11 protein-coding genes are annotated in these 14,321 nt (G+C 62.4%); 4 read left to right on the top strand and 7 right to left on the bottom strand.

Annotated elements, in window-relative coordinates:
* Positions 1-145: 145 nt before the first annotated feature.
* The 3 genes from alaS to F3W81_RS05315 are packed head-to-tail and all read left to right on the top strand — an operon-like array spanning position 146 to position 3,456.
* Positions 146-2,809, top strand: a complete 2,664-nt coding sequence (alaS, locus tag F3W81_RS05325) for an alanine--tRNA ligase (RefSeq protein WP_193082610.1) — start codon at positions 146-148, stop codon at positions 2,807-2,809.
* Between the two features lie 2 nt (positions 2,810-2,811).
* The gene (locus tag F3W81_RS05320; RefSeq protein ID WP_193082609.1) at positions 2,812-3,102 is read left to right on the top strand and encodes a DUF1330 domain-containing protein; all 291 of its coding nucleotides are present in this window, start codon (positions 2,812-2,814) and stop codon (positions 3,100-3,102) included.
* Positions 3,103-3,111: 9 nt separating this feature from the next.
* The gene (locus tag F3W81_RS05315; protein ID WP_193082608.1) at positions 3,112-3,456 is read left to right on the top strand and encodes a DMT family protein; all 345 of its coding nucleotides are present in this window, start codon (positions 3,112-3,114) and stop codon (positions 3,454-3,456) included.
* Between the two features lie 76 nt (positions 3,457-3,532).
* On the opposite strand, the gene typA is transcribed toward F3W81_RS05315, so the two are convergent.
* From typA to ssb, 3 genes are all read right to left on the bottom strand, one after another.
* On the bottom strand, positions 3,533-5,353 hold the full coding sequence (typA, locus tag F3W81_RS05310) for a translational GTPase TypA (RefSeq protein ID WP_193082607.1): 1,821 nt from the start codon (positions 5,351-5,353) through the stop codon (positions 3,533-3,535).
* A 72-nt stretch (positions 5,354-5,425) separates the two neighbouring features.
* Positions 5,426-6,292, bottom strand: coding sequence for a GNAT family N-acetyltransferase (locus tag F3W81_RS05305; protein ID WP_193082606.1), 867 nt, complete (start codon positions 6,290-6,292; stop codon positions 5,426-5,428).
* A 191-nt stretch (positions 6,293-6,483) separates the two neighbouring features.
* Positions 6,484-7,023 carry a single-stranded DNA-binding protein gene (ssb, locus tag F3W81_RS05300; RefSeq protein WP_193082605.1) on the bottom strand — a complete coding sequence of 180 codons (540 nt, stop codon included), beginning with the start codon at positions 7,021-7,023 and terminating at the stop codon, positions 6,484-6,486.
* A 278-nt stretch (positions 7,024-7,301) separates the two neighbouring features.
* Between ssb and F3W81_RS05295 the strand changes: the two genes are divergently transcribed.
* Entirely contained in the window at positions 7,302-7,895 is a 594-nt protein-coding gene (locus tag F3W81_RS05295; RefSeq protein ID WP_193082604.1) for a lytic transglycosylase domain-containing protein, read from the top strand.
* A 42-nt stretch (positions 7,896-7,937) separates the two neighbouring features.
* Here the strand turns inward: F3W81_RS05295 and F3W81_RS05290 are convergent, their stop codons facing one another.
* From F3W81_RS05290 to F3W81_RS05275, 4 genes are all read right to left on the bottom strand, one after another.
* A complete protein-coding gene (locus tag F3W81_RS05290; protein WP_193082603.1) occupies positions 7,938-10,016 on the bottom strand; it encodes an ABC transporter ATP-binding protein in 2,079 nt (692 codons plus the stop codon).
* Positions 10,017-10,135: 119 nt separating this feature from the next.
* Complete coding sequence (locus F3W81_RS05285; RefSeq protein WP_193082602.1) at positions 10,136-11,332, bottom strand: ABC transporter permease; 1,197 nt, start codon at positions 11,330-11,332, stop codon at positions 10,136-10,138.
* 14 nt (positions 11,333-11,346) lie between these two features.
* Positions 11,347-12,390, bottom strand: coding sequence for an ABC transporter permease (locus F3W81_RS05280; protein WP_193082601.1), 1,044 nt, complete (start codon positions 12,388-12,390; stop codon positions 11,347-11,349).
* Between the two features lie 114 nt (positions 12,391-12,504).
* Complete coding sequence (locus F3W81_RS05275) at positions 12,505-14,148, bottom strand: ABC transporter substrate-binding protein (RefSeq protein ID WP_193082600.1); 1,644 nt, start codon at positions 14,146-14,148, stop codon at positions 12,505-12,507.
* Positions 14,149-14,321: the final 173 nt, after the last annotated feature.

Genomic DNA, 14,321 nt, shown 5'->3' with positions numbered 1-14,321 from the left:
TGCAGACGGAAATTTGCAAAGTTTGCGGCACGCATCTGCAACCAGCTGCGACTGCCATGTTGCTAAGGGCTTAGACCCGGTGGACACCGCCGCTCGTGACGGCTAAATCAGCAAGACCGTCAGGCAACCGAAAAAGGCCGCCCCTATGCAGTCGTTGAACGATATCCGCAGCACTTTCCTTGACTACTTCAAGCGGCAGGGGCACGAGGTCGTGCCGTCCAGCCCGCTGGTGCCGCGCAACGATCCGACGCTGATGTTCGCGAACTCCGGCATGGTTCAGTTCAAGAACCTGTTCACCGGGGTCGAGCACCGCGATTACACCCGCGCCACCTCGGCGCAGAAATGTGTGCGCGCGGGCGGCAAGCACAATGACCTCGACAATGTCGGCTATACCAACCGGCACCACACCTTTTTCGAGATGCTCGGTAACTTCTCTTTCGGGGATTACTTCAAATCCGAAGCGATTCCCTTCGCCTGGGAGCTGATCACCAAGGAGCTCGGCATCCCCAAGGACAAGCTGCTGGTCACGGTCTATCACACCGATGACGAAGCGGCGGAGATGTGGAAGAAGGTCGCCGGCTTCTCGGACGACCGGATCATTCGCATCCCGACCTCCGACAACTTCTGGCAGATGGGCCCGACCGGCCCCTGCGGCCCCTGCACCGAGATCTTCTTTGACCATGGCGACAAGTTCTGGGGTGGCCCTCCGGGATCGCCCGATGAGGATGGCGACCGGTTTATCGAGATCTGGAACGTCGTTTTCATGCAGAACGAGCAGTTCGAGGACGGCACGATGCGCGCGCTCGACATGCAGTCGATCGACACCGGCATGGGGATCGAACGGGTTGCCGCGCTGCTGCAGGGCACCAACGACAACTACGCGACGGACCTGATGCGCTCGCTGATCGAGGCTTCGGCCCATGCGACCAGCTCGGACCCCGATGGCCCGGGGCGCACCCATCACCGGGTGATCGCGGACCATTTGCGCTCGACCTCCTTCCTGATTGCCGATGGCGTGATGCCGTCGAACGACGGGCGCGGCTATGTGCTGCGTCGGATCATGCGCCGCGCGATGCGTCACGCGCATCTGCTTGGCAGCCAGGATCCGCTGATGTATCGCCTCGTGCCCGAACTGGTGCGCCAGATGGGCGAGGCCTATCCTGAGCTGCGCCGCGCTCAGTCACTGATCGAAGAGACGCTGAAGCTGGAGGAAACCCGCTTCAAGCAGACCCTCGACCGTGGTCTGAAGCTGCTGGATGATGAGCTGTCGGGCCTGCCTGAGGATGCCGCGCTGCCGGGTGCCTCGGCGTTCAAGCTCTATGACACCTACGGTTTCCCGCTGGACCTGACGCAGGATGCCTTGCGTGAAAAGGGCCGCACCGTTGATACCGACGGCTTTGACAGTGCCATGGCCGAACAGAAGGCCAAGGCGCGCGCCGCATGGTCGGGCACGGGCGAAAGCGCCGATGCCGCGATCTGGTTTGACTTGGCCGACAAGAACGGCGCGACCGAATTCCTCGGCTACGACACCGAAACGGCTGAGGGTCAGATCCTGGCGCTGGTCAGGGATGGCGTCGCGATCGCGGCGGCCGGTCCCGGTGATACGGTGACTGTGGTGCTGAACCAGACGCCGTTCTACGCGGAAAGCGGTGGTCAGGTTGGCGATACCGGCGAGATTCGCACTGAGTCCGCCAAGGTGCGTATCACCGAGACCAAGAAGGTGAACGGGATCTTCATGCACATCGGCGAAGTCGTCGAGGGCACCGTGAAACCGGGCGAGGCGGCGATCCTTGAGGTCGACCATGCCCGCCGTGGCACGATCCGCGCCAACCACTCCGCGACGCACCTGCTGCACGAGGCGCTACGCGAGGCGCTCGGCGATCACGTTGCACAGCGCGGCTCCTTGAACGCACCGGACCGTCTGCGCTTTGACTTCAGTCATTCGCAGGCCCTGTCGGCGCAGGAACTGGCGAAGGTCGAGGCGGATGTGAACCGCTATATCTGGCAGAATACGCCCGTCGAGACCCGCATCATGACCCCCGACGATGCCCGCGCCATCGGGGCGCAGGCTCTGTTCGGCGAGAAATATGGCGACGAAGTGCGGGTCGTGTCGATGGGCCGTGCCGATACCGGCAAGGGGCACGACGGCAAGACCTACTCGCTTGAGCTCTGCGGCGGCACCCATGTCGTGCAGACCGGCGATATCGGCCTCTGCGTGATTCTGGGCGATTCGGCCTCCTCGGCTGGCGTCCGCCGGATCGAGGCGCTGACCGGCCAGGCGGCGATGGACTATCTCGGGGCGCAATCGGACCGAGTGTCTGAGATCGCCGCGATGCTGAAGGCACCGGCGGCTGAGGTTGTCGAGCGGGTCAAGGCGCTGTCGGATGAACGCAAGGCGCTGGCCAACGAGGTCGCGCAATTGCGGCGAGAGCTGGCTATGTCTGGCGGTGCCGGGCAGGGCGCGGCCCCCGAAGCGGTTGAGGTCAACGGCATCAAATTCCTCGCGCAGGTGCTGACCGGCGTGTCGGGCAAGGACCTTCCGGCGCTGATCGATGCGCACAAGGACCGGCTCGGGTCAGGCGTGGTGCTGTTGATCGCGGATGCGGATGGCCGGGCTGCCGTGGCGGCAGGGGTCACCAGTGATCTGACCGACCGTGTCTCTGCTGTCGATCTAGTGCGCGCAGCTGTTCCGGCCCTTGGTGGCAAGGGCGGCGGCGGGCGCGCCGATATGGCGCAGGGTGGCGCGAAGGATGCCGCCAATGCCGCCGAAGCCATTGCCGCTGCAACTGCTGTCATCGAAGGACAATAACCATGCCCCAAGCCTATTGGATCGCCCACGTCACCGTCACGGATGAAGAGGCCTATGGCCGCTACGCCAAGCTGGCCGGACCTGCCATCGCCAAACACGGCGGCAAGTTTCTGGCCCGCGGCGGGCGCTATGTCTCGCTTGAGGGGACCGAGCACGCGCGCAATGTCGTCGCGCTTTTCCCCAGCCTGGAAGAGGCGGAAGCCTGCTATCGTGGTCCCGATTACCAGGAGGCGCTGGCGCATGCCCGTGGTGCGTCCGAGCGTGATCTGGTGATCATCGAAGCTCTCGACTGACCTCGCGCCATGTTCGCATATCTTGCGCCGGTTCTTCTGCTTGTCGGCTCGAACCTGTTCATGACGCTGGCTTGGTACGGACATCTGAAATTCACCGACAAACCGCTGGTGTTGGTGATTTTCGTCAGTTGGGGCATCGCGCTGCTGGAATATTGCCTCGCGGTGCCCGCCAACCGGATCGGCCATACGGTCTATTCCGCGGCTGAGCTGAAAACCATTCAGGAGGTTATTACCCTGTCGGTTTTTGCAGCCTTCTCAGTTGTTTACCTCAAAGAAGCGCTGACGCTCAACCATGTGGTCGGCTTTGGTCTGATCTTCGCCGGGGCCGTGGTGATCTTTCGCGGACCGTTCTGAAGCGGTTCTTCTGAACACTTTGCCAGATACAGAAAGGGCGGTGCTTTTGGCACCGCCCTTTTTCGTGTCTCAGGTCTTATTGACCGCGCGAGTGGCGCTTGCGCTCATGCGGGTCAAGGTAGCGTTTGCGGATCCGGATCGACAGCGGCGTGACTTCAACCAGCTCGTCGTCGTTGATGTAGGCGATAGCCTCTTCCAGCGACAGCGTGACGGGGGTGGTCAGACGAACCGCATCGTCGGTGCCCGAAGCACGCACGTTGGTCAGCTGTTTGCCCTTCAGCGGGTTCACTTCCAGATCGTTTTCACGGCTGTGTTCGCCGATGACCATACCCTGATAAACGGGGGCCTGTGCACCGATGAAGAACTTGCCGCGATCTTCCAGTTTCCAAAGCGCATAGGCAACGGCGGTACCGTCATCCATGGAAATCAGAACACCGGCGCGACGGCCCGGGATCGGACCTTTGTGCGGTGCCCAGCTGTGGAACACACGGTTCAGAACGCCTGTGCCGCGCGTGTCGGTCAGGAATTCGCCGTGATAGCCGATCAGACCACGCGAGGGAACGTGGGCCATGATCCGCGTTTTGCCAGCGCCGGCCTGTTTCATCTCGGTCAGGTCGCCTTTGCGCGCGCCGGTGATCTTTTCGATCACGGCACCCGAGTATTCGTCGTCGACGTCGATGGTGACTTCTTCGATGGGCTCAAGACGTTCGCCGTTCTCGCCCTCTTTCATGATCACCTGCGGACGCGAGATCGACAGCTCGAAGCCTTCGCGACGCATGTTCTCGATCAGAACGCCCATCTGGAGTTCGCCACGACCGGAAACCTCGAAGGCCTCGCCGCCGGGTGTGTCCTTGACCTTGATGGCGACGTTCGATTCGGCTTCTTTCATCAGGCGCTCACGAATGACGCGCGATTGCACCTTCTTGCCGTCACGACCGGCGAGGGGCGAATCATTGATGCCGAAGGTCACGGTGATGGTCGGTGGATCGATCGGCTGTGCATCGAGCGGCGTGTCGACGGCCAGAGCGCAGATCGTGTCAGCCACGGTCGCCTTGGTCATGCCAGCGAGCGATACGATATCGCCAGCCTGAGCTTCTTCGATGTCCTGCTGGCCGAGGCCGCGGAACGCCTGGATCTTGGTGACGCGGAACTGTTCGATCTTCTGGCCGATGCGCGACAGAGCCTGGACGGTTGCGCCGACCTTGAGCTTGCCGGATTCAACGCGGCCGGTCAGGATGCGGCCCACAAATGGGTCGGACCCGAGGGTCGTTGCCAGCATGGTGAAGTCTTCGTCCTGACGCGCGATCTGTTTCGGGCGCGGCACATGGTTGACGATCAGCTGGAACAGCGCCGACAGATCCTTGCGGGGGCCGTCGAGTTCAGCGTCACACCAGCCGTTACGGCCAGAGGCATAAAGATGCGGGAAATCAAGCTGATCGTCGTCGGCGCCGAGGTTGCCGAAGAGGTCAAAGCATTCATCCAGCGCACGATCAGGCTCGGCGTCGGGCTTGTCGACTTTGTTCAGGACGACGATGGGGCGCAGGCCGAGGGCAAGCGCCTTGGAGGTCACGAATTTGGTCTGGGGCATCGGCCCCTCAGCCGCGTCGACGAGCAGAACAACGCCGTCGACCATCGACAGAATACGTTCGACTTCGCCGCCGAAGTCAGCGTGGCCGGGCGTGTCAACGATGTTGATCCGCAGGCCTTTCCATTCCACCGAGGTGGCTTTCGCGAGGATGGTGATACCCCGTTCGCGTTCGAGGTCGTTCGAGTCCATCGCACGTTCGGCCACGGCCTGGTTGGCGCGGAAAGCACCCGACTGTTTCAGAAGCTCATCCACAAGCGTGGTTTTACCGTGGTCCACGTGAGCGATGATGGCGATGTTGCGCAGGTCCATTGGACATCCCTTATTAGCTTGCGCCCGCGCCTATACTGACTGGACGCGAATTGCCAGAGGAAAGGGTGAAACTCAGCTGATCAGGCGGCCAAGCGGCGCAGTTAAGCGGCTATAGAGCCACGTATGCCCCGATTGTTCGGCCCGCGCGCCCGCGCCGAGCTTGAAGCGCGCCAGCCCCGCGCCGCGCATCGTATCGATCACGCCGAGGTCGAGTTGCGTGAAACCGCGCGCGTGCAACCAGCCGCTGGCGCGCCAGAGCAGCAGATTATGCGCCGAGGCGGCGCGTCCCTCCAGCCCGCTCCAGCCGATGTGATAGCTGGCGCCGGGGGCATGCAACAGGATCAGAACGGCCGCGACGGGCGTGCCATGAAGGCGCGCCACGAAAAGGCGGCTGTCGGGCCAGGCGAGGGCGAAGCTGTGGGGCAGGGCGCTATAGCCGTTTTCGAGCCGCTGTGCGGTTTCCAGCGGCAGCAGCCAGTGATCGGGGTCGCGGCGAAACGGGCCGTTGGTCACCGAGAGCATCGTCCGTTCGGACACAGACAGACGGTTGCGCCACTTCTGATGCAGCATCGCCCGCCGCTCGATCTCGGGGGGGCGCAGGTCCAGCATTGCGTGGGTTTGCGGCATCATGACCTTTATGGCGCCACTACCCGCCAAGGCCTGATCCATCGCGGCGTCGCGGGCATTGATCAATACGGTGCGGCGCAGGTGCGTCAGATCCGGCAGCCGCACGGGGGCGGGGATCCAGGACAGCCGCAGCGGGCCGATCCGACGTTGCACCACCAGAGTGCCGTCGGGCAGGGCCATCACTTGCGCCCCAAGTGCCGCGAGGGTCTGAGCATAGGCGCGGTGACTGTGCAGGCGCGTCGCCTCGGTGTCGGGCGCGGCACGCCCGGTCGATCCGAAAGCTACAGAGTGGGAAAAACGCTCGCCGTTCATCCGTCTGTTAAGACATTAAAAACCTTATCAATGGTTAATAGAAGCCATCATGCGCAGGATTTCACATCTTAAAATAGAACAAAGCCGCCCGACGTGGCAGGCGGCTTTGCTGGTGTTTCTGGCTCTGGGCATACCGGTCTTCGTTGCGCTGACCTTGTGGGACTGGGCGCTGCGATAAGATCCGGCCGCTATCAGAACGGGATTTCGTCGTCGATGTCGCGGTTGGGGGTGCTGCCACCGCCCGACCCGCCACCGTAACCGCCGCCGGAGCCGCCACGATCGTCGTAGCCGCCGCCCTGGCCGCCACGGTCATCATAACCGCCGCCACCACCGCCGCCACCGAAGTTGCCGCCGCCACCGCCACCGCTGCCGCCTTCGCTGCGGCCATCCAGCATGGTCAGCTCGGACTTGAAGGGACGCAGCACGATTTCAGTGCTGTACTTGTCCGCGCCGCTCTGGTCCTGCCATTTGCGGGTTTCCAGCTGGCCCTCGATGTAAACCTTGGAGCCCTTGCGCAGATATTGCTCGGCCACGCGCACCAGAGGCTCGGAAAAGATCGCGACGGTGTGCCACTCGGTGCGCTCCTTGCGTTCGCCGCTGTTGCGGTCTTTCCAGGTCTCGGAGGTGGCGATGCGCAGGTTGCACACCTTGCCGCCGTTCGCAAAGTTCCGCACCTCGGGGTCGCGCCCCAAATTGCCGATCAGGATGACCTTGTTGACAGATCCAGCCATGTCGCAATTCCCCTTCGTTCGAAAAGCGTATCGATTAAACCATAGGGCCGTCCGCGAATCCGCGCCAGCCGTTCGCAGCGTTACAACAGAGCGGCGGCGAAAGGTAAAGTTTCAGAAAGGTTCCGAAATAAATTGCTCTGACAGCGCAGATGCGCGGGCTGCTGCCGATTGCGGCGCAAAAGGGGTGCATTTTTTGAAAACTTCAGGATAAGGTTCACACCGAAAACGATGGCTCGGCCTTTTTGGGGAAGACTGCCGGGTGGAACAGTAAAAAGGGGATGCGGGTGAAGCTGCACATTTTGTTCTGCGCCACGGGTTTGGCGCTGGCCACGCCGATCACGGTTTCGGCCGATGTTCTGGCCTCAAAGGCGCGCAAAGCGCAGTTCAGCGCACAAACCCGGGTTCTCGACACCCGTTCCGCCCAGCAATATTCCGCCTCGGTCCGCCTGCAGCCGCAGGCGTTTGAAGCGCCCACGAAATGGGGCGTGATGATCTACAAGGGCAAGTACAACGGACCCTACCTCGACATGGCGCGCTCCGCCGCGCAGCGCCACGGGGTGCCTGAGGGGGTCTTTCTGCGCCTCGTGCAACAGGAAAGCGGCTGGAGCGCAACCGCCCAGTCCGTCAAGGGCGCCTTCGGTCTGGCGCAGCTGATGCCCGACACCGCCCGCATCCTGAACGTCGATGCGACCGACCCCTACGAAAACCTTGAAGGCGGCGCGCGCTATCTTGCGCTGCAATACCGCGAGTTCGGCTCCTGGCCTCTGGCGCTGGCGGCCTATAACGCCGGCCCGAAAGTGGTCAAGCGCTACGGCGGCATCCCGCCCTACGCCGAAACCCAGAACTACGTGAAAGTCATCTGGGGCGGCTGAGGCCAGAGCTGGTTGCTCCGGCCCAGTTCACTCCGGCCCAGTTCACTCCGCCGCGATCTTGATCACCGGTTCCATCTGGGCGAACTGCGCATCCGTCAGATGACATTTGATGTCATGCCCTTCGGCCACCGCACGGCTGACCGGCACCTCACGCTCACAGAGGTTGCCCGGCACCATGGATTTCCAGCGACAGCGCGTCTGAAACGGACAGCCGGACGGTGGGTTCATCGCCGAGGGAATATCCCCCTCCAGCACGATCCGCGCCTTTTCAACCGAAGTGTCGGCAATCGGCACCGCCGACAGCAGCGCCTCGGTATAGGGGTGATAGGGCGGGGCAAAGACCTGATCCGTGGTGCCGATCTCAACCACATGGCCGAGGTACATCACCAGCACCCGGTCGCTGAGATAGCGCACGATGGACAGATCATGCGAGATGAACAGCAGGGTGGTCTTTTCCTCGCGCTGGATCTCCATCAGCAGATCCGTCACAGCCGCCTGCACCGATACGTCGAGCGCCGAGACAGGCTCATCCGCGACAACGATCCGCGCGCCGCCCGCAAAAGCGCGGGCAATCCCGACCCGCTGTTTCTGCCCGCCAGAGAGCTGCCTTGGCATCCGCTCGGCAAAGGCGCGCGGCAGTTTCACGAGGTCCAGCAGGGTCAGCATCCGCTCGCGCCGCTCCTGCGTACTGTCGCCGATGCCAAAGACCTCCAGTGCGCGGGTGATCTGACGCCCCACGGTCATCGAGGGGTTCAGCGTGTCGAAGGGGTTCTGAAACACCATCTGCACATCGGCAATCGTTCGGGCGCCGCGCTTTTCGATGGGGGTGTTCTGGATCTCGCGATCATCCAGCAGAATGGTGCCCTCGGTCGCCGTCTCCAGCCCCATCAACACCTTGGCGAGGGTTGATTTGCCACAGCCGCTCTCGCCGACAATCGCCAGCGTCTCGCTCTCGCGGGCTTCGAAACTCAGGGTCTCGTTCGCCTTCACGACCTTCTTTTCACCGCGCGTGAACAGGGATGAGGCCGCAACCTCATAGTATTTCTTCAGATTGCTGACCTTCAGCACGGTGCGCCCGATCTCGCCCTTGGGCTTCTTGTCGCTGGCCGTATAGGGCGCGGCCCAGTCGATCTCGTCAAACCGCAGGCAGCGCGTGGTGTGGCGCGCATCCCCTGTCACATGCGTCATGGGAATGTCGGCGACATCACAGCGGCCCGCTTCGAAATAATCACACCTTGGCCCGAAATTGCATCCCTCGGGGCGCTCATGGGGCAGGGGGAAATTCCCCGGAATGGCCTTGAGGGGCCGCGCGGTCTTGTCCGCACCAGGCAGGGGAATCGAGCGGAACAGCGCCTGCGTATAGGGATGGCGCATGCTGTCGAAGACATCCGCAATCGAGCCGCGCTCGACCGCCTCTCCCGAATACATCACGCAGATCCGGTCGCATGTCTCCAGCACCAGCCCGAGGTTGTGGCTGATGAACAACATGGAGGTGCCGTACTTCTTGCCGAGATCACGCACCAACTCGACAATCGCGGCCTCGACCGTGACATCCAGCGCCGTCGTCGGCTCGTCCAGGATCAGCAGCGCCGGCTTGGACATCAGCGCCATGGCAATCACGATGCGCTGCTGCTGCCCCCCCGAAAGCTGATGCGGAAAAGCCTTCAGAATGCGCTCGGGGTCGGGCAGTTTCACGTCGCTCACCACCTGCAGCGCGCGGGCATAGGCCTCTTTCTCGCCAATCCCCTCATGGATCATCGGCACTTCCATCAGCTGCTTGCCGATCCGCATCGCAGGGTTCAGGCTCGCCATGGGTTCCTGATAGATCATCGCGATCTCATTGCCCCGGATCGCGCGCAGCTCCGTCTCGCTCATCTCCCCCAGATCGCGTCCCTTGAATCGGATCGAGCCCCCGACGACCTGCCCGTTGACGCCGAGATCCTGCATCACGCCAAGCGCCACGGTGGATTTGCCACAGCCACTCTCACCCACCAGCCCGACCGCCTCACCGGGACGCACCGAGACCGAGAAATCCATCACAGCAGGGATTTCCCGCAATCGGGTGAAAAAGGAAATCGACAGATTTTCGATCTCCAGTATGGGTCCGTCATACGCGTCCATGACACTTCTCCCCGGGGCGCCGCAGCCCCTGTTTGCAAACCGGGGCGCAAGCCTGCCCCGTTTCCCTGGTACAAATATGCCGGGGGTCCGGGGGCTGGCCCCCGGTCCCGAAACCGCACTCAGTCCTTCAGACTTTCTTCGCGCAACCCATCGGCCAGCAGGTTCAGCCCCAGCACCAGGCTCAGCAGCGCCACAGCCGGCACGATCGCCGCATGGGGATAGATCGACAGCAACTTGCGCCCCTGATTGATCGTGCTGCCCCAGTCCGGGCTCTCGGTCGGCAGGCCGAGGCCGAAAAAGCCCAGCGTGCCCAGCAGGATCGTCGTATAGCCGATGCGCAGGCAGAAATCGACGATCAGCGGCCCACGGGCATTCGGCAGGATCTCCCACAGCATGATGTACCAAGGGCCTTCGCCACGCGTCTGCGCGGCGGCGACATAATCCCGCGTCTTGATGTCCATCGTCAGCCCGCGCACGATGCGGAATACCGTCGGCGCATTGACGAAGACAACCGAGACGAAGACCACCAGAATCCCCGCCGGCACGTTGAACAGATCCAGCGCTTGCGGCCAGAACCGCACCACGGTTTCCGGGTCCGAGATCAGCGACAGATAGGTCCAGCCAAGCACAACCAGCAGCACTGCAAGGGTGATGTTTCTGCGCCGGGGCTGGGTATAAAAGCGCGCATTGATCAGCACCGTCAGAAAGATGATGGGAAACAGGAACAGCACGATCGCCATATAGCTCGGAATGCCGGTCTCGACCATTTCGGGGGTCACCAGCAGGTAGAACAGCAGGATCACCGGAAATGCCAGGATCAGGTTGGCGAGAAAGCTCAGCACCGTATCGAGCTTGCCGCCGACATACCCCGCAGGCAGCCCAAGAGTGATGCCGACCATAAAGGAAAACAGTGTCGCCAGCGGCGCGATCCGGATCACCACCCAGGAGCCCGCAATCATCCGGCTGAAGACATCGCGCGCCAGCGTGTCTCCGCCCAGCAGATAAAACGGATAATCCCCCGGACCCGCTCCGCGCAGGGGCGACCCGGGCATGGCGTTCTTCATGCCGGTTGCGGCAGACAACGGGTCCTGTGTGGCGATCCAGCCGAACAGCCCGACGCTCAGCGCGGTGTAGACCCAGAACATCACCAGCCCGAAGCCGACCACACCGATGCTGTTGTCGAACAACTTGCCATAAAGGCCCAGCCGCCGCTTGAAGGCGATCGACAGCGAAAACGTCACGATCAGCGCAATCCAGACCGGCAGGAACCGGATGAAAACACGCAGCAGGATCGCGCCCCAGGACAGGTCTTCCATGGTGTCGATCCTCCTCAGGACATCCGGATGCGTGGATTCAGATAGACGTAGCCGATGTCCGAGATCAGCTGCGTCACCAGAACCACGATCACCGAAACCACCGATATGCCCAGCAGCAGGTCGATGTCGTTATTGCCAGCGGCCTGCACCAAAGCCCAGCCCAATCCCTTGAAGTTGAACAGAGTCTCGACGATTACCACGCCGTTCAGCAACCAGGGAAACTGCAGCATGATCACCGTAAAGGGTGCGATCAGCGCGTTCCTCAGGGCATGTTTCAGCACGATATTGCGAAACGACACCCCCTTGAGCCGGGCGGTGCGCACATATTGCGCCGTCATCACCTCAGCCATCGAGGCCCGTGTCATCCGCGCCACGTAGCCCGTGCCGTAAAGCGCGATGGTCAGCACCGGCAGAAAGAAGTTCTCGAAATTCGCGCCGTCCATGGCCGAGGTTGCCGTGCCCTTGAACCATTTCAACCCCACGGTGGATGAGGCAAAGACCGCGATCAGGATGACCCCCGAAACATATTCCGGCGTTGCCGTCGTCATGATCGAAAACGTCGACAGCGCACGGTCGAGCTTGGACCCCTCGCGCATCCCCGCCAGCACCCCGATCAGCAGCGCCATCGGCACCATCAGCAGCATCACCCAGAACATCAGCTTGCCGGTCTGCGCCATGCGCACCGCCACGATATGGCTGACGTCTTCGCGAAACACCGTGCTGGTGCCCCAGTTGCCCTGCAGGATGCCGCAGAAGCGCGGCGCGGTCTCTTTGGTCATCTCGGCGCCGATGCAGCGCCCGCTGAGCTTGCCATCGCGCAGATCTGTCCAGCCGGGTTTGACGCCCAGCCATTCGCCGTAGCGCACATAGGTCGGCTGCGTGAACCCATTATGCTCCAGCCACCGGTCGACCTCTTCGTCGGTCATCCGGCTGTTGCCCTGAAACTTCGCCACCTTTTCAAGGTTGGGCGGCAGGTTGGTCAGGTAAAACACGATGAAGCTAAGGCAGAGCGCCGTCAGAATCATCGTCGCCGTCCGTCGCAGGAGGAAGAAGAGCATGCACTGTCCCTGTCAGTGGGGCGTCAGAGGCCCCTTATTGTTTTGGCGTCCGCAGGTGGTGGAGGCACGAAAGGCACCGGGGCCACCCCTCAGAGGGCGGCCCCGGCAAATGGATCAGGCGTCGATCCACCACTTGTAGTGATGCAGCTCGATCGAGGGGTGCATGTCGGTCCCCATCACCTCGGGCTTGGCGTGGTTGTAAAGCGAGCGCCAGTAGGGTTGGATCATCACGCCCTCGTCCAGCATGATCTGTTCCAGCTTGGCCATCACGACTTTACGCTTTTCAGCATCGGCAATCGACAGGGCCTCGGCCAGCAGCGCGTCGAACTCGGGGTTGGCCATGGCGGATTCATTCCACGGCACACCGGATTTATAGGCCAGCGCCAGCACCTGCACGCCAAGCGGGCGCATCGCCCAGTCGGTTGCGGACCACGGATAGGACAGCCAGTCGTTCCAGAAGGTCGAGCCGGGCAGGATCTTGCGTTCGATGTTGATGCCCGCGTCACGCACCTGCGCCGCCACCGCGTCACAGGTTTCCGAGATCCACTGGTCGTCGATCGAGATCAGCTCGAATACGGTATCGGCGTGCCCGGCCTCGGCCAGCATCGCCTTGGCCTTGTCGGTGTCCGTGGGGATTGCCGGGATCGCGGCGTAATCGGGGTGGACCGGGCAGACGTGGTGATTTTCCGCCACGGTACCGTAACCGGCATAGCCCAGCTCCAGCACGACCGAGTTGTCGACCGCCATCGCCAGCGCCTGACGCACCGCAACATTGTCGTAGGGTGCCTGCGTCTGGTTGAAGCGGATCGCCAGCGTCGCAGCAGTGATCGCTTCGGACTGTTTCCAGCCCATGGCGCTCAGCACTTCGATGAATTCGCCGGTCGACTGATAGGTCAGATCGATCTCATCCGCATCCGCCGCTGCCACCCAGGAGGCCATGTCCGAGCCGAAGTCGATGAACTCGATCCGGTCCAGATAGGCGCCGGTGCCCCACCATGTGTGTTCGGTGTTCTTGACCAGCACCTGCTTGACGCCCACCTCGTTGGTTTCGGGCAGGAAGGGGCCGGTGCCGATGGGGTTGGCCGAAGGATCACCGCCGTCATAGCCTTGGTGCACGATCGAGGCGGGGTAGTCGGCGAAGGTCGCAATCACGGTGACATCGGGCACTGAGCAGACCAGCTTCACCGTATGCTCGTCCTCGACGAGGATCGCGCCTTCGCGCGCCACGCCTGTGGCCTCGTCGATCAGCGAGGTCATGCGCGACGCCATCGAGTTGCCCTCGGCATTGGCTTCGCACCAGCGGGCAATGTTGAAGGCGACGTCTTCGGCGGTGAAGGGATCGCCGTTGTTCCAGGTCACACCGGGGCGGACGTGCAGCACATATTCGGTGGCGTCGTCGTTGACGTCCCAGCTCTCCAGCAGCATCGGATCGAAGGAGCCGTCTTTCTGGTATTCGACCAGATACTCCAGCCAGCCCCGGGCAAAGTTGGCCATTTCAGACCAGTCAAAGCTGCGCGGGTCCTTCAGCGCCTTGGTCTGCATGTTCATGCGCAGGGTGCCGCCCATCTTCGGCTCGGCCGTCTGGGCCTGTGCCGCCTGCGTGATCCCGCCAAGGGCATAGGCGGTCGAGGTGGCAACGCCGAGAGCAGAGGCGCGGGTCAGAAACTCACGGCGGCTCAGCTTGCCGGCCTTGAATTCCTCGGCGTACATGCTGGCCGCCGGGTGGACCCGTCCCAGCGGGGTGTTGCGATACGTCATGCTATTCTCCCTGTAACCTTTTTCACTGACCGGAACTCTAGAGCGACTGGCCGCAAAATCCTGAACTATTTCGGCCCACTGGCCCTGATCTGCCTCTTTTGCGCTAAGGGGGCCGCAAAATGACGCGTCACACCTCTCAGCTACCGCGCGCAGGTCGTGTGATTGCGACAGTT

Origin of the sequence: Pseudooceanicola spongiae (assembly GCF_014899185.1) — a bacterium.
GTDB lineage: Bacteria > Pseudomonadota > Alphaproteobacteria > Rhodobacterales > Rhodobacteraceae > Pseudooceanicola > Pseudooceanicola spongiae.
This window is presented reverse-complemented; position numbering and strand designations above follow the sequence as displayed.

Bases quoted from the DNA above. Each gene is read 5' to 3' on its own strand.
- alaS (WP_193082610.1), top strand. From the start codon at position 146: ATGCAGTCGTTGAACGATATCCGCAGCACTTTCCTTGACTACTTCAAG.
- F3W81_RS05320 (WP_193082609.1), top strand. From the start codon at position 2,812: ATGCCCCAAGCCTATTGGATCGCCCACGTCACCGTCACGGATGAAGAG.
- F3W81_RS05315 (WP_193082608.1), top strand. From the start codon at position 3,112: ATGTTCGCATATCTTGCGCCGGTTCTTCTGCTTGTCGGCTCGAACCTG.
- typA (WP_193082607.1), bottom strand. From the start codon at position 5,353: ATGGACCTGCGCAACATCGCCATCATCGCTCACGTGGACCACGGTAAA.
- F3W81_RS05305 (WP_193082606.1), bottom strand. From the start codon at position 6,292: ATGAACGGCGAGCGTTTTTCCCACTCTGTAGCTTTCGGATCGACCGGG.
- ssb (WP_193082605.1), bottom strand. From the start codon at position 7,023: ATGGCTGGATCTGTCAACAAGGTCATCCTGATCGGCAATTTGGGGCGC.
- F3W81_RS05295 (WP_193082604.1), top strand. From the start codon at position 7,302: ATGCGGGTGAAGCTGCACATTTTGTTCTGCGCCACGGGTTTGGCGCTG.
- F3W81_RS05290 (WP_193082603.1), bottom strand. From the start codon at position 10,016: ATGGACGCGTATGACGGACCCATACTGGAGATCGAAAATCTGTCGATT.
- F3W81_RS05285 (WP_193082602.1), bottom strand. From the start codon at position 11,332: ATGGAAGACCTGTCCTGGGGCGCGATCCTGCTGCGTGTTTTCATCCGG.
- F3W81_RS05280 (WP_193082601.1), bottom strand. From the start codon at position 12,390: ATGCTCTTCTTCCTCCTGCGACGGACGGCGACGATGATTCTGACGGCG.
- F3W81_RS05275 (WP_193082600.1), bottom strand. From the start codon at position 14,148: ATGACGTATCGCAACACCCCGCTGGGACGGGTCCACCCGGCGGCCAGC.